The 18,502-nt window shown below is 60.9% G+C and carries 14 protein-coding genes; 4 read left to right on the forward strand and 10 right to left on the reverse strand.

From position 1 onward, the window contains the following. Nucleotides 1–17: 17 nt before the first annotated feature. Complete coding sequence (locus tag VIL80_RS00735; protein ID WP_332034253.1) at nt 18–1,241, reverse strand: class I SAM-dependent rRNA methyltransferase; 1,224 nt, start codon at nt 1,239–1,241, stop codon at nt 18–20. Between the two features lie 227 nt (nt 1,242–1,468). On the opposite strand from VIL80_RS00735, the gene rimO reads away from it, so the two are divergent. Beyond that, on the forward strand, nt 1,469–2,842 hold the full coding sequence (gene rimO / locus VIL80_RS00740; protein ID WP_332034254.1) for a 30S ribosomal protein S12 methylthiotransferase RimO: 1,374 nt from the start codon (nt 1,469–1,471) through the stop codon (nt 2,840–2,842). Nucleotides 2,843–2,923: 81 nt separating this feature from the next. Here the strand turns inward: rimO and VIL80_RS00745 are convergent, their stop codons facing one another. The 4 genes from VIL80_RS00745 to glyQ all read right to left on the reverse strand — a co-directional run bounded on the left by VIL80_RS00745 (nt 2,924) and on the right by glyQ (nt 10,015). Continuing rightward, complete coding sequence (locus tag VIL80_RS00745) at nt 2,924–5,869, reverse strand: S8 family serine peptidase (RefSeq protein ID WP_332034255.1); 2,946 nt, start codon at nt 5,867–5,869, stop codon at nt 2,924–2,926. Nucleotides 5,870–6,359: 490 nt separating this feature from the next. Further along, on the reverse strand, nt 6,360–6,920 hold the full coding sequence (gmhB, locus tag VIL80_RS00750) for a D-glycero-beta-D-manno-heptose 1,7-bisphosphate 7-phosphatase (RefSeq protein WP_332034256.1): 561 nt from the start codon (nt 6,918–6,920) through the stop codon (nt 6,360–6,362). Between the two features lie 21 nt (nt 6,921–6,941). After that, nucleotides 6,942–9,023 (reverse strand): glycine--tRNA ligase subunit beta, encoded by a 2,082-nt coding sequence (gene glyS, locus VIL80_RS00755; RefSeq protein WP_332034257.1) that lies wholly within the window; start codon nt 9,021–9,023, stop codon nt 6,942–6,944. After that, nucleotides 9,023–10,015 (reverse strand): glycine--tRNA ligase subunit alpha, encoded by a 993-nt coding sequence (gene glyQ, locus VIL80_RS00760; protein ID WP_332034258.1) that lies wholly within the window; start codon nt 10,013–10,015, stop codon nt 9,023–9,025. Before glyQ ends, glyS begins: the two co-directional genes overlap by 1 nt. A gap of 161 nt (nt 10,016–10,176) precedes the next feature. Between glyQ and VIL80_RS00765 the strand changes: the two genes are divergently transcribed. Together VIL80_RS00765 and VIL80_RS00770 are read left to right on the forward strand one after the other, a co-directional pair. Continuing rightward, nucleotides 10,177–11,061 (forward strand): lysophospholipid acyltransferase family protein, encoded by an 885-nt coding sequence (locus VIL80_RS00765; protein WP_332034259.1) that lies wholly within the window; start codon nt 10,177–10,179, stop codon nt 11,059–11,061. A 97-nt stretch (nt 11,062–11,158) separates the two neighbouring features. Continuing rightward, on the forward strand, nt 11,159–11,800 hold the full coding sequence (locus tag VIL80_RS00770; RefSeq protein ID WP_332034260.1) for a CDP-alcohol phosphatidyltransferase family protein: 642 nt from the start codon (nt 11,159–11,161) through the stop codon (nt 11,798–11,800). Between the two features lie 6 nt (nt 11,801–11,806). On the opposite strand, the gene VIL80_RS00775 is transcribed toward VIL80_RS00770, so the two are convergent. The 5 genes from VIL80_RS00775 to def all read right to left on the reverse strand — a co-directional run bounded on the left by VIL80_RS00775 (nt 11,807) and on the right by def (nt 17,878). Further along, the gene (locus VIL80_RS00775; protein ID WP_332034261.1) at nt 11,807–13,258 is read right to left on the reverse strand and encodes a TrkH family potassium uptake protein; all 1,452 of its coding nucleotides are present in this window, start codon (nt 13,256–13,258) and stop codon (nt 11,807–11,809) included. Nucleotides 13,259–13,272: 14 nt separating this feature from the next. After that, entirely contained in the window at nt 13,273–14,658 is a 1,386-nt protein-coding gene (gene trkA, locus VIL80_RS00780; RefSeq protein ID WP_332034262.1) for a Trk system potassium transporter TrkA, read from the reverse strand. 231 nt (nt 14,659–14,889) lie between these two features. Then, a complete protein-coding gene (rsmB, locus tag VIL80_RS00785) occupies nt 14,890–16,203 on the reverse strand; it encodes a 16S rRNA (cytosine(967)-C(5))-methyltransferase RsmB (RefSeq protein WP_332034263.1) in 1,314 nt (437 codons plus the stop codon). Then, on the reverse strand, nt 16,196–17,164 hold the full coding sequence (fmt, locus tag VIL80_RS00790) for a methionyl-tRNA formyltransferase (protein ID WP_332034264.1): 969 nt from the start codon (nt 17,162–17,164) through the stop codon (nt 16,196–16,198). The genes rsmB and fmt overlap by 8 nt, the downstream gene beginning before the upstream one ends. 207 nt (nt 17,165–17,371) lie before the next feature. After that, nucleotides 17,372–17,878: a peptide deformylase gene (gene def, locus VIL80_RS00795; RefSeq protein WP_332034265.1), complete on the reverse strand. Its 507-nt coding sequence runs from the start codon at nt 17,876–17,878 to the stop codon at nt 17,372–17,374. Between the two features lie 279 nt (nt 17,879–18,157). Between def and VIL80_RS00800 the strand changes: the two genes are divergently transcribed. Beyond that, a partial coding sequence (locus tag VIL80_RS00800) for a LysM peptidoglycan-binding domain-containing protein (protein WP_332034266.1) occupies nt 18,158–18,502 on the forward strand: 345 nt, incomplete at its 3' end.

The raw sequence follows: 18,502 nt of genomic DNA on the forward strand, positions 1-18,502 counted from the left end.
TATATTTCGGGTATCGCTCAATAGACACTGCCAGCAGACAGATGTACAAAGTGCGCCTTCAGGTAGCGAGTCTCGGGAATCGCCGGGTGCACCGGGTGATCTGCACCCTGGCCACCGCTGCCGATGATGCTGATGTTCTTGTCCAGGTGGCGGCCAGCGCCGCGCAGGATCTCGAGCAAGGTGTCGGATTCGAGGTGCATCGAACAGGATGCACTCACCAACAGGCCATTTTTCTCCAGCAGCCGCAGCGCCAGTTCATTGATGTGGCGGTAGGCGGCCTCGCCTGATTTCTGGTCCTTGCGGCGTTTGATGAACGCGGGCGGGTCGAGCACGATGGCGTCGAACCGCTGGCCCTCGTTGATCAGTTCCTTCATGGCATCCACCGCCTTGCCCTGGATGGTCACCAGGTCGTCCTTGCGCCCGTTCAGTGCAGCATTCTCCTCGCACCAGTCCAGCGCCTGGCCTGAGGCATCCACACAGGTGACCTGCGCAGCACCGTGAGCAAGTGCTTGCACACCCCAGCCGCCGGCGTAGGAGAACAGGTCGAGCACATTCAGCCCCTTAACCCACTGGTTCAGGCGCGCGCGGTTGTCGCGGTGATCGTAGAACCAGCCGGTTTTCTGTCCCTGGTACACCGGTGCCAGCAGCGGCACACCGTTCTCCTCGAATGGCACCATTTGCGGCACGTCGCCGTGGGCGACCTCGCAGACCTCCGGCAGCTCTTCTACCTTGCGACCCTGGTGGTCGTTGCGCAGCAGGATACCGGTGGGTTTTACCAGCGCCACCAGCGCATCGACGATGTCGCCGAGCATGCGCTCCATCCCCCAGCTGCTGACCTGTACCACCAGGTAATCACCGAAACGGTCCACCACCAGGCCCGGCAGCCCGTCGGAGTCACCGTAGACCATGCGGTAGCTGGGGTGGGGGAAGTAGCGCTCGCGCAGTGCCAGCGCGGACTCCAGGCGGCGCTTAAGCTGCTTGGCGGTGAAGGGATCCTTGCGCGACACCAGGCGACCGCAGATCAGCTGGTTGGGGTTCACCAGTGCATAGCCCAGGCCCTTGCCGCTGCTGTCGAGAATCTCACACTGCTCACCGGGCTCCAGGCCTTTGAGCGGGCTGCGTTTGGTATCCACCTCGTTGCTGTAGATCCACAGGTGACCCATCTTGAGGCGGCGTTCGGCACGGGGGTTGAGTATCAGTTGTTGCACGGCAGGGCTCCGGTGATTGAGGCGGGGCGCCATTGTTGTTATCCGACCGGGGGAACACAAGTGCCAATTACACTGCCGGCCGAGGAATCGTGACTATTCATATCTGCAGCGACAACCATAGTACTTACCGTGCGTATTTCCCCGGATCGCGGTGAATGTCGTTCACCGCTGTGCTATGCAAGCCCACCTTCGCCCGTTAGAATTGCCCGCTTTTTAATCAATGGTGACGGGCGCCCCGCGGCGCCGGTATGAGGACGCTCATGAGCAGTGCAGACAAATCAGTGACTGGTGGTGCAACCGTCGTGGAGCCGGGCAAAACCGGCCCGGGCAAGGTAGGGTTTGTCTCCCTCGGCTGCCCCAAGGCGACGGTGGACTCCGAGCGCATCCTCACCCAGCTGCGTATGGAGGGCTACGAAGTTGTGCCTTCCTATGAGGACGCCGACGTGGTGGTGGTCAATACCTGTGGCTTTATCGACAGCGCGAAGCAGGAGTCCCTCGACGCCATCGGCGAGGCACTGCACGAAAACGGCAAGGTGATCGTCACCGGCTGTATGGGCGTGGAAGAAGATGCCATTCGTCAGGCGCACCCCAGCGTGCTGTCCGTTACCGGTCCTCAGCAATATGAGCAGGTGGTCAACGCGGTGCACGAAGTGGTTCCGCCGAAGGCCGACCACGACCCGTTTATCGACCTGGTACCGCCGCAGGGCGTCAAACTGACCCCGCGCCACTACGCCTACCTGAAAATCTCCGAAGGCTGTAACCACTCCTGTGCCTTCTGCATCATCCCCAGCATGCGCGGCAAACTGGTGAGCCGCCCGGTGGGCGAGGTGCTGGGCGAGGCGGAGCGTCTGGTGAATGCCGGGGTACAGGAGCTGCTGGTGATCTCCCAGGACACCAGCGCCTACGGCGTGGACCTGAAGTACAAGCTGGACTTCTGGGATGGCCGCCCGGTAAAGACCCGCATGCTGGAGCTGTGTGAAGCGCTCTCATCCATGGGTGTGTGGGTGCGACTGCACTACGTATATCCGTACCCGAACGTGGATGATGTGATTCCGCTGATGGCCGAGGGCAAACTGCTGCCGTACCTGGATATCCCGTTCCAGCACGCCAGCCCGAAAGTACTCAAGGCCATGAAACGCCCGGCGTTCGAGGACAAGACCCTGGCGCGTATCAAAAAGTGGCGTGAGATCTGCCCGGAACTCACCATCCGCTCCACCTTTATCGTGGGCTTCCCCGGCGAGACCGAAGAGGACTTCCAGTACCTGCTGGACTGGCTGAGCGAGGCGCAGCTGGACCGCGTTGGCTGTTTCAAATACTCCGCGGTAGACGGCGCGCCGGCCAACGAACTGGAAGGTGCGGTACCGGAAGAGGTGAAGCAGGAGCGCTGGGAGCGCTTTATGGCGCACCAGCAGCAAATCAGCGCCGCGCGCCTGCAGCAGAAGATCGGCCGCAAGATCGAAGTGCTGATCGACGAGGTGGACGAAGAGGGCGCCATCGGCCGCTCCTGGGCAGACGCCCCGGAAATCGACGGTATGGTGTACCTGAACGGAGAAACCAACCTCGCCCCCGGTGACAAGGTGTGGGCGGAAGTCACCCATGCGGATGAATACGACCTGTGGGCCGAAGTGCTGTAATCCCGCAGACCACCCCACCACAAAAAAGCCCGGACGCCTTACGGCCTCCGGGCTTTTTTATAAGCTGGCGTAGGTGCTTGCTTACTGGGTGTCGATCATCACTTCGGTGGTGGCAATAACACCGCCGGCATTCTGGTGTGTTACCAGACCCAGTGCGCGGGTACCGCTACTGAGTCCTTCCCATTCCAGACCCAGACTGCCAGAAGTCCCGACGTTGGCAGTTGCCGGCCCATCCAACACAGTGTTGCCCACACTGCCGTGCAAATTGAAATTGAACAGCGTATAGGCGGTCGGCCCCGGCGCACTTGCATAGTCGATCACGAACGCCGCGTAGAGACCGGGCGCAGGATTGGCGATATCCACCTGTTCCGACGAGGTCGGCGAGCCGCTGCTGCCGACCAGCGGCCAGCCGGCGCCCTGTGGCCCAAGAACCTGGAGGTCCAGATCATCGGCACCGTCGCCAGCTCCGGTGTCTGCATCAAACAGTGCAATGCGGCTTAAGCGGGTACCCGCGGGAATCTCGAAAAAAATCAGATCATTGGCACCATCGGCCACCGCACCCGGGAAAGGCATACCCTCCGCCAGGCCGTTTAACGTCGCTGTGTAAGCGCCGTCGTAGCCAAAAAGAAGCGGGATCTGCAGGCTGCCGGAACTGCCACTGCCGGTCACCGCTGCGGCGGTGGCTATCGGAACCGGTCGCACAGCGATGGGGCTGCGCACTTTGCGCAGACCCTGGGACCAGCGGAGCTCGCCGAATGTCCACTGCCCCTGTACCGCCTCGGAAGTGGCACTGAAGGTGATTTCAACCGTCGCGGTCTCCCCCTGTTTCAAGCGCAGGATACGAGGAGATACCTCGACGGTGACTCCGACAGGTGCATCCACCTCTGCCCAGTACCATTGGGTGCCGGGGTCGACACTGGTAACCCGGCGGGTGACGGTCTGCTTGCCCACCAGTTCGGCGATACCGATAGAGGGCAGGTTGAGATCCGACGAGTCGGCGGAGAAGCCGTTGGCCTCTAGATAACTGCAGTCCGCGGCACTCAACATTTGCGGCTGATTTTGGGCGCCACACAGGAACGCAAAATAATCCAGCAGGCCCGCGTCATACACCAGTCCCGGGAAAAATGCGTTCGCGGGCTGCACCATACCCGCGCCGATATCGAAGGGGTCCGCGGCGATTTCGCCAAAAGACTTCTTCATATTCTGGCGCGCGGAAGTCATCAGCGCGGAGCGCGCCATTGCAGCGGTCCAGTCCGGATGAGCCTGTTTCAGCAGAGCGAATACACCGGCAATGTGCGGGCTCGCCATGGACGTTCCGCTCAGGGCACCGAAAATTTCGCCGGAGCCGACCGGGGAAATACCGGCAACAATGCTCACACCGGGTGCTGTAATATCCGGCTTGATGATGTCGGGTGCGCCGCCGTTGGCGCCGCGCGAGGAAAACCCGGCGATGCGATTGTCGCGAGATACCTGAATTTCCGGGCTCAGGGTGCCTGCCTTTTCCGCAACTGCCGCCAGCGCAACACCATCAGGATGGCGGATCATGATACCGGGAATGGTTGTGCCCGGTGCCGACATGGTGATGGGATCCATACGGTCAGGCGTCAGGCCATCGTTATACACCACGATCGCGCGGGCGCCCGCGGCAGCTGCCTCGTTGTACTTGATACTGAACGAACAGGTGCCGCGTACCACCAGCGCGATTTTGCCATTCATCGCTTCGGCGTTGCTGAACGGATTACAACCATGCAGCGGCTCCGCGTTGACGATATCCGCAGAAATCGCACCGGCGTCTGCCAGCCCCACCGGACCTGAGCCCTGCAGGCCTTCGAAAATACCGGCAAGTTCTCCCGGCACGCTGAGTTCGAGCCCGGTGCCAAAGCTCTGGTTATCTTCCGCGGCCCCCACCGAGGTCACCCAGGGTACGCCGGATGGGGTGCCGATGGTTCCGTTGCCGGGCCCGGAATTGCCGGCGGATACCGCCACGAAGACACCGGCGTTAGCGGCAAACAGGAAGGCAATATCATCTGGCCCGTTGAAGTTGGTACCAGAGCCGCCAATGGAAAAGTTGATGACGTCGACGCCGTCAGCTACCGCCTGGTCGATCGCGGCCATGGAGTCCGAGGAGAAGCAACCGCTGTTATCGGGATTGGGCGCATCCCAGCACACCTTGTACACCGCAACCCGCGCGCGCGGCGCGACACCGCTGAGGGTACCGGTAGCATTGCCGTACATCATACCCTCCACGCCGAAATTACCCGCGGCAGTCGTGGCGGTGTGGGTACCGTGTCCATCGGCGTCGCGCGCCGAGAGAAACTCGTAATCCGCGAGCGCATTGACCGACAGAAACCCGGCGGAAAACGCCTGGGCCTTGAGCAGCTTGTTGTTGCACGCAAAGGGCATATCGGCAGCGTTGAAATCGCTGTTGCCGAAATCGCAACCGGTACCGGTGAAGTGCTCGGGTGCAGGCCCATAGAGGATCGGGTGACCAATATGCCCGCGCTTGGGCGTGCGTGTATCTTCCAGGCTTGGATGTTCCGGGTGAATACCGGAATCGATAATACCCACCACCACATCCTCACCAGTGGCGCCGAGCAGCCAGGGTCCGGGGGTGCCGCTCAACCCGAGATAGCTGTAGGTGGAATTGGTCTGCGGTTTCAGCAGGCGATCCTCCCAAACCCCGAGCACATCCTTGTGATTGCGCAGCAGCTCCGCCTGCTTGGCGGTCATCTGTGCGGCGAAGCCGTTAAATGCCACCTGGTAGTCGTGCACCTTGCGCGCACCGGGGATTGTTTCCAGCGCCTGTTGGCGCCGTTCGGCGAGATGCTGCTTATAACCTTTGATGGCGCTGCTGGAAAAATCCAGCTTGCGGCTGGCCTGGGGTTTGGTGGCCGCGTAACCCTGGATTCCGCCCTCATAGGCAATCAGCGGCTTATCGGCCAGCTGCACTATGTAGGTTTTTTTCTGCTTTTCCGCTGGTGCGGGAACCGCACTGGTGTCTTCGGCCAGCACCTGTGAAGTGAACACAAGGCCAGCGAAAATCCCCCCCAAAAACTTGCACGCGCTTAAGCGGGTGCGAGTCGTGTACAAAAAATTCATGAAGTTTTGCCCCGTAAAAAAATAAAAAACCTGCACCGCTCCCGCTTGTGGCGAGTGGTAACAGGTGGTTCCGTGAGATAAGCGGAAGAGAATCCGACGGAGCGAACGGCGGCGGCGAGGCGGGCTAAAAAATGCAGCAATAATTTCAGCGTGATTCCTTCCTACGCAAAACATCGATATCGGTCGATCCGTCAACCTCTGATCCAGAGTGGAGCGTGTCGCGCGTGTTTTTATCTTTCCTTAAACAGCGCGGCACCAGATCCCTCTGGATCGTTTCTACGGTAACCAAAAGTGGCGGGCAATAGCCTGGCGTCAATCGCTTTCTTTCAACAGAAAAAAACAGAGCGCTTCACAAACTTGTCGCAATTCTGATCGTGAAACCAGGAGAGTAACTGGTACCGGAGTACCGGTCGCAAAATTAATTGCCGGGGGAATTCAGGAAGAAATCGGAAAATTGTTCGAGGTTGTCGAAAACCGAGGTTTCGATCAGGGCTGGATCGGGATTTTGTATCAGTGTCTGCAGCGTTTGCTCGCCGCAACCGGATTTTACCAGCACCGGTTTACAGCCTTTTGTCACCGCACAGCGCAGATCTGCCAAACGGTCACCGACAAAATAGCAGTCGTGCAGGCTGGTATCGAACTCCGCCTCGATGGCATCGAGTAACCCGGTGTTGGGTTTGCGGCAGCGGCAATTGTCTTCATCGCGGTGCGGACAGTAAAAAATAGCGGCGATCTCACCACCGGCATCTTCCACCAGCGCACGCATTTTTGCGTGCATGGCTTCCAGGTCGTCGAGATCGAAATGGCCGAGGGCGAGACCGCTCTGGTTAGTGGCGATCACCAGCTGGTGGCCCGCCTGGCTCAACTGCGCCATGGCCTCGATGCTGCCGGGAATGGGAACCCATTCGTCGGCGGACCTGACGTGATCATCGCTGTGCTGATTGATCACGCCGTCCCGGTCGAGCACGATTATGGCCATGGTGCAGTTACCGCTCTGCGCTTACTTGGCGGGTGCCAGCAGGGAAATGTCCGCCACTTCCAGGAACAGCCCGCGCAGTTGCGCCAGCAGGGCCAGGCGGTTGTTGCGCAGCTGCTCGTCGTCGGCCATCACCATCACGCCGTCGAAAAAATTGTCGACGGTTTCGCGCAGGCCGGAGAGGCCGGCGAGGCCTTCCTCGAAACGCGCTTCGGCATACAGCGGCGCAACCGCGTCCTGTGCGTCTTTCAGGGCGACATACAGTGCCTTTTCCGCGTCTTCCTGCAGCAGCGATTGCTCGATCTGGTTCGGCGTCGGACCTTCCAACTTGGCGAGAATATTCGATACGCGCTTGTTGGCCGCGGCCAGGGCTTCCGCTTCCGGCAGTTGGCTGAAGCTGTGTACGGCCTTTACGCGGTTGTCGATATCCAGCGGGCGCGACAGTTTGCGCGCGGAAACGGCGAGGAAGACTTCTGCCTTGATGCCGGCGTCTTCATAACGTGCGCGGAAGCGCTCGATCATGTACGCCAGGGTCTGTTCGACCACATTGTCGTGCTCGGCCAGAGCTGTGCGCGGGTAGCCGTCGCGGGCCAGCGTCAGCAGTTCGCGCAGGTCCAGGTCGACATTTTTTTCCACCAACAGGCGCAGTACGCCCAGGCTGGCGCGGCGCAGCGCGAACGGGTCGCGGGAACCGCTCGGCGGCTGGCCGATACCGAAAATACCTACCAAGGTGTCGATACGGTCGGCAAGGGCGACGATAGTGCCGGTCTCGGTGGCCGGCAGTTCGTCACCGGCGAATTTCGGCATGTACTGTTCGTACATGGCCTTGGCCACATCCAGTGGCTCACCGTCGTTCTCCGCGTAGTAGTAACCGGCGATGCCCTGCATGTCCGCAAACTCGAACACCATTTCGGTGACCAGATCGGATTTGCACAGTTGTGCCGCGCGCTGCGCCAGAGCAGAGTCGCCACCGATTTTTTCCGCAATCGCCGCCGCCAGTTTGGCGAGGCGCTCGGTCTTGTCGTAGACGGTGCCGAGTTTCTGCTGGAACACGATGGTCTTGAGTTTTTCCCTACGCGCTTCGAGGCTGATTTTCTTGTCGGTCTCGAAGAAGAACGCGGCATCGGAGAGACGCGGGCGGATAACCCGTTCGTTGCCCTGGATCACCTGCTTGGCATCGGTGCTCTCGATATTGGCGACGGTAATAAAGAACGGCAGCAGGTTGCCGTCTTCGTCCACCACGTGGAAATATTTCTGGTGCTCCTTCATGGAGGAGATCAGCGCTTCCGCCGGCACGTCGAGGAAGCGTTTTTCAAAACGGCCGGTAAGCGCCACCGGCCACTCCACCAGTGCGGTCACTTCGTCCAGCAGAGCGTCATCGATCACCGCCTCGCCATTTACATTGTTGGCTTCCGCCTGCACCTGCTCGCGGATCATCTCGCGGCGCTCGGCAAAGTCCACCACCACAAAACCCGGCTCGCGCAGCTGTTGCACATAGTCGTTGGCGGAGGCCACTGCCAGTTCGCGGTTGCAGTGGAAGCGGTGGCCGCGGGTGGTGTTGCCGGCCTTGAGGCCCAGCACTTCCGCGTCGACCACCTTGTTGCCAAACAGCATCACCAGCCAGTGCACCGGACGCACGAATTCTTCCTTGCGCGCGCCCCAGCGCATGCGCTTCGGAATCGGCAGTTGCGCGAGGGATTTGCTGACGATGTCGCCGAGCAGCTTTTCGGTGGCCTCACCTTTCTGCTCGCTGATAAACGCCAGGCGCTCACCTTTGTCGGTCTGCACCCGCGCCAGCTGGTCAACGGTCACGCCGTTGCCACGGGCAAAACCTTCTGCGGCCTTGGACGGCTTGCCGTCTTTATCGAAGGCAGCGGCCACTGCGGGGCCGTGTTTCTCAATCTGTTTGTCCTGCTGCTGCTCGGCGAGGTCGCTCACGGCGACCGCGAGGCGGCGCGGGCTGGCGAAGGCTTTGATCGCGCCGTAGGAAAGCTCGGCGTCTTTCAGGCCCTGCTCGATACCATCGGCAAAAGCCTGCATCAGGGTAGAAAGCGCTTTCGGGGGCAGCTCTTCGGTGCCCAGCTCAACCAGAAAATCCTGAGCCATTACTTCTTCTCCTTCTGCGCGTCCTGCTTTTCATGTAAGTGGGCGAGAACATCATTGCGGGCCTCCTCGGTGGCCAGCGGGAAGCCGAGGGCGTGGCGCGCGTCGAAATAGGCCTGGGCCACGGCGCGGGCCAGGGTGCGCACACGCAGGATGAAACGTTGGCGCTCGGTTACGGAAATCGCATGGCGCGCATCCAGCAGGTTGAACGCGTGGGACGCCTTCATTACCTGCTCGTAGGCCGGCAGCGGCAGGCCCAGCTCGATCAGGCGCTGGCTCTCGCGTTCGCAGTGGTCGAAAGTGTGGAACAGATAGTCCACGTCCGCCTGCTCGAAGTTGTAGTGGGACATCTCCACTTCATTCTGGTGGAACACATCGCCGTAGGTCACGGCGGTGCCGTCGGCGCGGCGGGTCCACACCAGGTCGTAGATGGACTCCACGCCCTGCAGGTACATGGCAATGCGCTCGATACCGTAGGTGATCTCACCGGTGACCGGGTAGCATTCGAGGCCGCCCACCTGCTGGAAGTAGGTGAACTGGGTTACCTCCATGCCGTTTAGCCACACTTCCCAACCGAGGCCCCAGGCGCCTAGGGTGGGGGATTCCCAGTTGTCTTCCACAAAGCGGATGTCGTGTACCGCCGGGTCGATGCCCAGGGCGCGCAGGCTGTCCAGGTACAGGTCCTGGATGTTCGCGGGCGACGGCTTCATCACCACCTGGTACTGGTAGTAGTGCTGCAGGCGGTTGGGGTTTTCACCGTAGCGGCCGTCGGTGGGGCGGCGGCAGGGCTGCACGTAGGCGGCATTCCAGGTTTCCGGGCCGATGGCGCGCAGGAAGGTGGCGGGGTGGAAGGTACCGGCGCCCACTTCCATATCCAGAGGCTGTAGAATGACGCACCCTTGGCGCGCCCAGTATTCCTGCAGGGTAAAAATCAGTCCCTGAAAGGTGCTCAGATCCTGCGCAGGGGCAGAACCGCTGGTTTGTTGCTCGGACACCACACTCTCCGGTTTCAGCTGGGTGAAAAGACAAGGGGCGCAAGTATAGCGGTAGCTGGTTGCGCACTAAACAGCGGGCGCGACAAAACCGGCATATGCTGAAAAGTCGCAGCCACCGTGGGTCGAGATGCGACGATGGATTTGAGAAGGAAGTACCGATTTTGGATATCAAAGGCCAATTGGCAGCGGGCGCACTGAAACTGGTGGGCAGGCTGCCGCTGCGCTGGTCGCGCCGCCTAGGTGGTGCCGTGGGACGCGTGGTGGTATGGAGCCGCGGCAACAACCTGCGCATCAGCCGTATTAATCTGCTGCGCTGCTACCCGGAAATGCCGGAAGTCGAACGGGAAAAACTTGCCCGCGACAGCGTGATCAATACCGCCATCACCGGATTCGAAGTCGCCAGCCTGTGGCGCCAGCCCTGGAGCCGGGCAGAAGATGTCATTGTGCGGGTGCGCAACCAGCAGCTGCTGACCAGCGGCGTGGAAGAGGGCCGCGGGGTACTGGTACTGGCGCCGCACATCGGTAACTGGGAAATCTTCGGCCAGTTCCTGGCCACCGTCGGCCCCACCACCAGCCTGTATGCACCCCCCAAGATCGCCGCGCTGGACCCGTTGATTCGCGAGGGCCGCGAGAAAACCGGCGCCCATCTGGTACCCACCAACGTGCGCGGAGTGCGCGCGCTGTTAAAGGCTCTGAAGGACGGCGGCATCGTCGGCGTACTGCCGGACCAGGAACCGGATCTGTCCGGCGGCGACTTCGCGCCCTTCTTCGGCCATCCCACCCTGACCATGACCCTGGCCTACAACCTGATCCAGCGCACCGGCTGCAAGGTGGTATTCGGCTTTGCCAAACGGCTGCAAGACGGCTTCGAGCTGGTGCTGCTGCCGGCAGAACAAGCGATTTTCAGCGAGGAAGTGAAGGTCTCGCTGGCGGCACTCAATCGCGGCGTCGAATCCTGTATCGCCGAGGCGCCGGAGCAATACCAGTGGGAGTACAAACGCTTCCGCCGGGTTCCCGAGGGCAAGAGCGGGATCTACCGCAAATAGATTGAAACGGTCGGATTCGGGTGGCGGCAATCGCATCCGATGCGGATGGTCTATCGTAGTAGGAGTGCGGTAAACCGAGAGATCCCCGGCCTCCCCGATGACCACAAGCAAGGGCGCCCCAGGTGGCGCCGGCAGAGACCCGTCGCCGTCGCGCTGGCGTCACTTGCCCAATCTGCTGTCCTATTCGCGGATCGCTCTGATTCCCGTGATTATCTGGCTGACGCTGACTCACGAGCACCAGTGGGCGCTGGTAATCTACTGCGTGGCCGCGCTGACGGATCTGGTGGATGGTCAGCTGGCGCGGCGCTATGGCTGGGTCACCCGCTTCGGTTCCTTTCTCGATCCCATCGTCGACCGCATTTTCGTACTCTGCCTGATTCCCCTGTTGTGGTATTTCGATGCCATTGGTCCCCTGTACACCGCACTGGTGGTGGTGCGCTATGCGATACAGCTGAGCGTGATGCCGGTGCTGATGGGGTGGCTGAAAAAACCGTTCAATATCGCCCCGGACTGGATTTCGAAACTGGCGGCGCTGGTGGTGTATGCGGTGCTGGGGATGGGGTTTGCCGAACTGCTGGCGATTGAACTGTTTGACGAGGGATCGGGCGCGGAAAATATTTTTGACCACACCCTGGAGGCGCTGACCGTCATCGGCAGCCTGCTGGAAATCTGGGTGTTGTACCGGTTTGTGCCGCGCTACTGGCAGATCATCCGCGCGCGCCACGATACCCTGGAGTAAAGATAATCAGTGCCGCCAGAAGGCGGGCGTCAGCAGAACCAGCAGCGTAAAGATCTCGAGTCGCCCGGCGAGCATCGCCAGAATCAGGAAAACCTTCGCTACCTCGTTTACCTCGCCATAGTGTGCCGCCGCATCGCCCAGCGCGGGGCCGATATTGCTCAGGCAGGAGGCCACCGTGGAAAAGGAAGTAACGAAATCCTCGCCGGTTGCCATTACCACAATGGTGAGCACGAAAAACGACAGGATATAAATCGCGAAAAATCCCCACACAGCATCGGTAACCCGCGGCGGTACGATTTTGCGGTTAACCTTGATTGGCACCACCGCATTCGGGTGTACCAGGCGGTCCAGCTCACGCAGGCCGGACTTCATGATCAGCATCACGCGCACCGCCTTGATGCCGCCGGAGGTGGAACCGGCACAGGCGCCCATGATGCCCACCATCAGCAGGATATATGGGAGAAACGCGGGCCAGGTCGCAAAACTTTCCGAACCGAAACCGGCGGTGGTGCCAATGGATACTACCTGGAATACTCCGTGCAGGAAGCTGCCGCGCATATCAAAAGTGCCGGATACATACAGGTAGCCGACGATGATCGCACATGCAGCGAGGGTGATCAGGACATAAAAACGGAACTCGGAATCCTTCCAGTAGTGTTTGACGGTCCTGTTGCTGAAGGCAAAAAAGTGCAGGCCGAAGTTGATCGCCGCGGTGAGCATGAAAATGATAGCGATCGCCATGATGGCATTGTTGTGGGCATAGAAACCCATACTCGCATCGTGGGTGGAGAAGCCGCCGTTGGCGACGGTGGAAAAGGAGTGACCGATGGCATCGAACACACTCATTCCCGCCCACCAGTAGCCAATCGCGCACAGCACGGTGAGCGCAATGTAAATCACGAACAGCGCGCGCGCGGTCTCGGCGATGCGCGGAGTGAGCTTGGTGTCTTTTACCGGCCCCGGAATTTCCGCCTTGTACAGCTGCATGCCCCCGATGCCGAGCATCGGCAGGATCGCCAGTGCAATCACAATTACCCCGATACCACCGAACCACTGCAGCTGCTGGCGGTAATACAGGATCGCCGGCGGCAGCGTGTCGAGACCGACAATGGTGGTGGCGCCGGTGGTGGTGAGGCCGGAAATGGATTCAAAAATCGAATCCACGATACTCAGGTCCGGCTGCGGGCTGATGATCAGCGGCAGCGCGCCGAAACTGCCGAGAATCAGCCAGAACAGCGAGGTCACCACGAAGCCGTCGCGTGTGCGCAGGTCCTGTTTCAGGTCGTGCACCGGTAGCCACATGAACAGGCCGGTAAACAGGGTAATACCGAAGGCGATACTGAACGCGGTGTGGGAACCGTCGTCGTACCACAGGGACACCCCGATGGGGGGCAGCAGGGTAAGGCTGAACACGGTCAGCAGAATACCGAAGACCCGCGCTATGACTGCCAGACGCATTTAACCGATCACCGTCAGAAAAAGCCGAAGCCGACCTGGAACAATTGCTCCACGTGTCGGGTGTGACGGCGGTCGACAAGAAACACGATCACGTGATCGTCGGTCTCGACGACGATGTTGTCGTGGGCGATTACCACCTGGCTTTCGCCATCCCTCTCGCGAACAATGGCACCGATGCTGGCACCCTCCGGTAGGTCGATATCCTCGATTTTCCTGCCCACCACCTTGGAGGTGCGGCGGTCGCCGTGGGCAATGACTTCGATGGCCTCGGCGGCACCGCGGCGCAGGGAGTGCACATTGACCATGTCGCCGCGGCGCACGTGGGTGAGCAGGCTGCCGATGGTGTTCTGCTGTGGTGAGATGGCGATGTCGATTTCGCCTCCCTGCACCAGGTCCACATAGGCGCGGTTGTTGATCAGCGCCATCACCTTGCGGGTGCCGAGGCGCTTGGCCAGCAGCGACGACATGATGTTGGCTTCGTCGTCGTTGGTGAGTGCGAGGAACACGTCGGTATCCTCGATGTTCTCTTCCAGCAGCAGGTCCTGGTCGGACGCACTGCCGTGCAGCACGATGGTGTTGCTCAGCTCCTCGGACAGGAACAGGCAGCGATCGTGATCGCGCTCGATGATTTTTACCGAGTAGCGGTTTTCCAGCTTGTGCGCGAGGCGCAGGCCGATGTTGCCGCCGCCGGCAATGGTGATGCGCTTGTAGCCGTGTTCGAGCCGGCGCAGTTCGCTCATTACGGCGCGGATGTCCTGGCGCGCGGCGATGAAAAACACTTCGTCGCCGGCTTCGATCACCGTTGAGCCCTGCGGAATGATCGGGCTGTTGCGGCGGTACACGGCGGCAACGCGGGTGTCGACCTTGGGCATGTGTTCGCGCAGGTAGCGCAGCTGGTGGCCGACCAGTGGGCCGCCCTGGACGGCGCGCACGGCGACGAGCTGTACGCGGCCGTCGGCAAAGTCGAGTACCTGCAGGGCGCCGGGGTGTTCGATCAGGCGCGCGATGTACTCGGAGACGATCTGCTCGGGGCTGATGAGTACGTCGATGGGGAAGGCTTCGGTGGAGAAGAGTTCCGGGTACTGCAGATAGGCGGCGGCGCGCACGCGGGCAATTTTGGTGGTGACGCGATACAGGGTGTGGGCAATCTGGCAGGCGGCCATGTTGGTTTCGTCATTGTTGGTGACGGCTACCAATATGTCGGCGTCTTCGATGCCAGCTTCCTGCAATACGTCGGGGTGGGAGGCGTGACCCACGACGATACCGATGTCGAGCTTGTCGCGCAGCTCGCGCAGGGTTTTCTCGTTACTGTCTACCAGAACAATGTCGTTGCGTTCCGAGGCCAGGCTTTCCGCCAGAGAACCGCCGACCTGACCGGCGCCGAGAATGATGATTTTCATAATTGGTGTTTTGGGGCCTGTGTTATCTGGCCTTATCCGCGCTGCTCTTTTTAAGCTGGTGCGGTGGCGTCGTGGCACCGGGTGTGGGTTTTCAGGACCGCTATGAACCCATCCCTGGGCGCTTCGGCGCAAACATCCTGTTTGCGACGATCCCGAAAACCCACACCCGGCACCGCGACTTCAATTCTTGCCGCTGCGCTGCGTAAGCGATGCTGGCCAGCAGCAGAACAACTATTTATCTATGACGTTCTTTTCCAGCTTCGCGTAGTAGAAGCCATCGCCGGCATGGATGCCGGGCAGCAGCTGCATTCCCGCTTCCTGGGGCAGCCCCCAGGGCTGTTCGTTCAGCAATTGCGGCGTATTGTCCCTCGCATCCGGTGTCTCCGCAATGAAGCGCGCCACCTGTGCGCTGTTTTCCTCAGGGAGTATGGAGCAAGTGGCGTAGAGCAGGGTGCCGCCGGGTTTTAATATGCGCCACATTGCGCGCAGGATGCGGCCCTGGAGCTCGGCGAGTTCGGTGATGTCCTCCGGCCTGCGCAGCAGCTTGATGTCCGGGTTGCGGCGGATGACGCCGGTGGCGGAGCAGGGGGCGTCCAGCAGGATGCGGTCGTACTGTTCACCGTCCCACCAGTGCTCGGGTTCGGCGGCGTCCGCGCAGATGAGCTGGGCGCTCATGCCGAGGCGTTCGAGGTTTTCGATCACACGGTCGAGGCGCTCTTCTTCGACGTCGAGGGCGGTGAGGTCGAGGTCGGGCTGCAGTTCCAGCAGGTGGCAGGTTTTGCCGCCGGGCGCGGCGCAGGCGTCGAGGACTGTCTCGCCGGGCTGCGGTGCCAGCAGCTGGGCGGCGAGTTGTGCGGATTCGTCCTGCACGCTGACGAGGCCGTCGTCAAAGCCGGGCAGGCGGGTGACAGCGACGGGGTTTTCCAACACCAGGCCGGCCTCGGAGATTTCGCAGGGCTGGGCGGGGATACCGGCGTCGTTGAGTTGTTTGAGGTAATCGTCGCGACTGGTTTTCGCCTGGTTCACCCGCAGGGTCATGGGCGGGTTGCTGTTGTTGGCGTTGAAGATGGCCTTGGCTTCACTGCCCCAGGCACTCTTGATCGCCTGCTGCAGCCACTCGGGGTGTGCGGAGCTGAACTGGGGGTTGCCGGAGAGCTTGCGGGTAAGCGCTTCCTTATCCCGCAGGGCATTGCGCAGCACACCGTTGACCACGCCGCTGGCGTGGCCCAGTTTGAGTGCGCGCGCGGCTTCCACGGTGGCGCTGATGGCGGCGTGATCCGGGATGCGGGTGTATTCCAGCTGGTACAGGCCAACCAAGATAAGCGCTTCCAGCTCTTCATCTTTTACCGGCTTGCGCAGCAGCTTGCCGAGCAGCAGTTCCAGGCGCGGGGCGAAGCGGGCGGTGCCGTAACAGAGTTCCCGCAGCAGCGCGCGGTCTTTGTCGTCGACCTGCTTTTCGGCCCACGGCAGCAGTCGCTGCAGTGAGCCGCGGTCCTGATACAGGCGGCTGATAACACGCGCCGCCAGCGCTCTCGCATCATTCATGGCCAGCGCCCAGTATGGTGCCCTTGGCGAACAGCTCGCGGTAGCCCTTCAATATCTCCGCCACCGGCAAGGTCTTCTTGCCGGGCAATTGTAGTTGAGTGAGACGCAGCGCCTCGCGACCACAGGCCACCAGAATACCCTCGTCATCCGCGGAGAGAATGGTGCCGGGCAGGTCGTTGTGGCAGCCCTGCTCGAGATGGGCGCTGTAGATCCGCAGGCGCTGCGATTCGCCCTTGCCATCGGTAAATTCGGTCCAGCACACCGGGAAAGGGTTAAAGGCGCGAATCAGCCGCGCCAGCTCCGCCGCCGGGCGCTGCCAGTCGATCCGAGCCTCTTCTTTTGTGATCTTGCCAGCATAGTTGGCCAGTGCGTCGTCCTGCACCTGCGGTTGCGCGGTGCCTTGTTCCAGCTGGGTGAGCGCCGCCAGCAGCGCCGGTCCGCCGAGCCCCGCGAGCTTGTCGTGCAGGCTGCCGCCGGTTTCCCGCGGCGAGATTGGCGTGCGCACCTCCACTAGCACCGGGCCGGTATCCAGCCCCGCCTCCATTTGCATGATCGCCACACCACTTTCCGCATCCCCGGCCTCAACCGCGCGCTGGATCGGTGCCGCACCGCGCCAGCGCGGCAGCAGCGAGGCGTGCACATTCACGCAACCGAGACGTGGAGTATCCAGCACCACCTGCGGCAGGATCAGGCCATAGGCCACCACCACCATCACGTCCGCATTCAGTGCCGCCAGTTCCTGCTGTGCCTCTTCATTGCGCAGGGTCAGCGGCTGGTACACCGGAATATTGTGCTCCAGCGCCAGCTGCTTCACCGGGCTCGCCAGCAGCTTCTTGCCGCGCCCAGCGGGGCGGTCCGGCTGGCTGTAAACGGCAATAACATTGTGCTCGCTGTCGAGCAGGGTCTGCAGGTGTACCGCGGCAAATTCGGGAGTGCCGGCAAAGATGATGTTCAGGCTCATGAAAATTCTTTCAGATAAGAAGGGGCGGACACGAATACGAAGTCCAGAAACAAGATGCGAAGTCGGGGTGCCGGGATTGGGTTTTCAGGATCGTCGCAAACAGGATGTTTGCGCCGAAACGCCCAGGGATGGGTTTAAGGGGGGCGCCTAGCCTGGTCCTGAAAACCCCAACCCGGTGTCCCGACGCCACCGGGCCGACTTAAATACTCAAGCCCGCTGACGGTGAGCCTTCTCCAACTTGGAACGAATACGATTGCGCTTCAGAGGAGAGATGTAATCCACGAACAGCTTGCCGTCGAGGTGGTCGATCTCGTGCTGGATACATACCGCCAGCAGCCCCTCGGCCTCCAATGCATAAGCCTCGCCATTGCGATCCAGTGCTTTCAGGCGGATCTTGCGCGGGCGCTGTACCGTCTCGTAGAACCCAGGCACAGACAGGCAGCCCTCATCGTACTTGTGGATCTCCGGGTCCAGTACCTCTACCTCCGGGTTGATCAACACCAGCGGCTCGCTCTGATCCTCAGACACATCGATCACCACAATGCGCTCGTGCACATTGATTTGCGTCGCCGCCAACCCGACACCGGGCGCGTCGTACATGGTTTCAAACATATCCTCAATCAGCGTGCGGTGTTCATCCGTAACCGCGGTGACGGGTTCTGCCACCTTGCGCAGACGGGGATCGGGGAATTCGAGGATTTCCAGTTTGGCCATAACACCTGTGACAAACTTCTAGTCTTAGTGGAACTTGCGCTGATAACATAATGATCGCGCTTGAAATTTGCTGAACTATTTTGCAGATAGGGGGCGTTACCGCATTCTGGCCACAAAGCCAGCTGGCGTCATATATACCCCTTTCGCAGGCGGCAACTGCCGCTACCGGTCCAGCGCTGAGAGATTATAGCGATATAAACCCTCAGCGATAGCGATATAGCCACACAGCAAACGATAAGGCCGATAGCGTTAGCGACAAAAAAGCATAGGAATGCTTCCATGAAAAAAATAATTCTGGCCGCCGCCGCAACACTCCTGGTTGCATTTGGCCTGCAGGCGCAAGACGTGCGCTTGAAGCCCGACCACCCGGACACCTACGTGGTCCAAAAGGGTGACACCCTCTGGGATATCTCCGGGCGCTTCCTGTCCCAGCCCTGGTACTGGCCGGAAATCTGGCAGGTAAACCCCCAGGTTGAGAACCCCCACCTTATTTATCCCGGCGATCGCCTCAACCTCGTGTATATCGACGGCCAGCCGCGCCTCGAAATCGAGCGCGCGCCCACTGCCTACAAGCTGAGCCCGGCTAGCGATAACCGGCTCGGCCCGTCCGTGCGCCGCGAGCCG

The organism is Microbulbifer sp. (genome assembly GCF_036563125.1).
In the GTDB taxonomy this organism is placed as follows: domain Bacteria; phylum Pseudomonadota; class Gammaproteobacteria; order Pseudomonadales; family Cellvibrionaceae; genus Microbulbifer.

Excerpts from the sequence above, each read along its gene's own strand:
- VIL80_RS00735 (WP_332034253.1), bottom strand. The coding sequence starts at position 1,241 with ATGGCGCCCCGCCTCAATCACCGGAGCCCTGCCGTGCAACAACTGATA.
- rimO (WP_332034254.1), top strand. The coding sequence starts at position 1,469 with ATGAGCAGTGCAGACAAATCAGTGACTGGTGGTGCAACCGTCGTGGAG.
- gmhB (WP_332034256.1), bottom strand. The coding sequence starts at position 6,920 with ATGGCCATAATCGTGCTCGACCGGGACGGCGTGATCAATCAGCACAGC.
- glyS (WP_332034257.1), bottom strand. The coding sequence starts at position 9,023 with ATGGCTCAGGATTTTCTGGTTGAGCTGGGCACCGAAGAGCTGCCCCCG.
- VIL80_RS00770 (WP_332034260.1), top strand. The coding sequence starts at position 11,159 with ATGACCACAAGCAAGGGCGCCCCAGGTGGCGCCGGCAGAGACCCGTCG.
- VIL80_RS00775 (WP_332034261.1), bottom strand. The coding sequence starts at position 13,258 with ATGCGTCTGGCAGTCATAGCGCGGGTCTTCGGTATTCTGCTGACCGTG.
- trkA (WP_332034262.1), bottom strand. The coding sequence starts at position 14,658 with ATGAAAATCATCATTCTCGGCGCCGGTCAGGTCGGCGGTTCTCTGGCG.
- rsmB (WP_332034263.1), bottom strand. The coding sequence starts at position 16,203 with ATGAATGATGCGAGAGCGCTGGCGGCGCGTGTTATCAGCCGCCTGTAT.
- fmt (WP_332034264.1), bottom strand. The coding sequence starts at position 17,164 with ATGAGCCTGAACATCATCTTTGCCGGCACTCCCGAATTTGCCGCGGTA.
- def (WP_332034265.1), bottom strand. The coding sequence starts at position 17,878 with ATGGCCAAACTGGAAATCCTCGAATTCCCCGATCCCCGTCTGCGCAAG.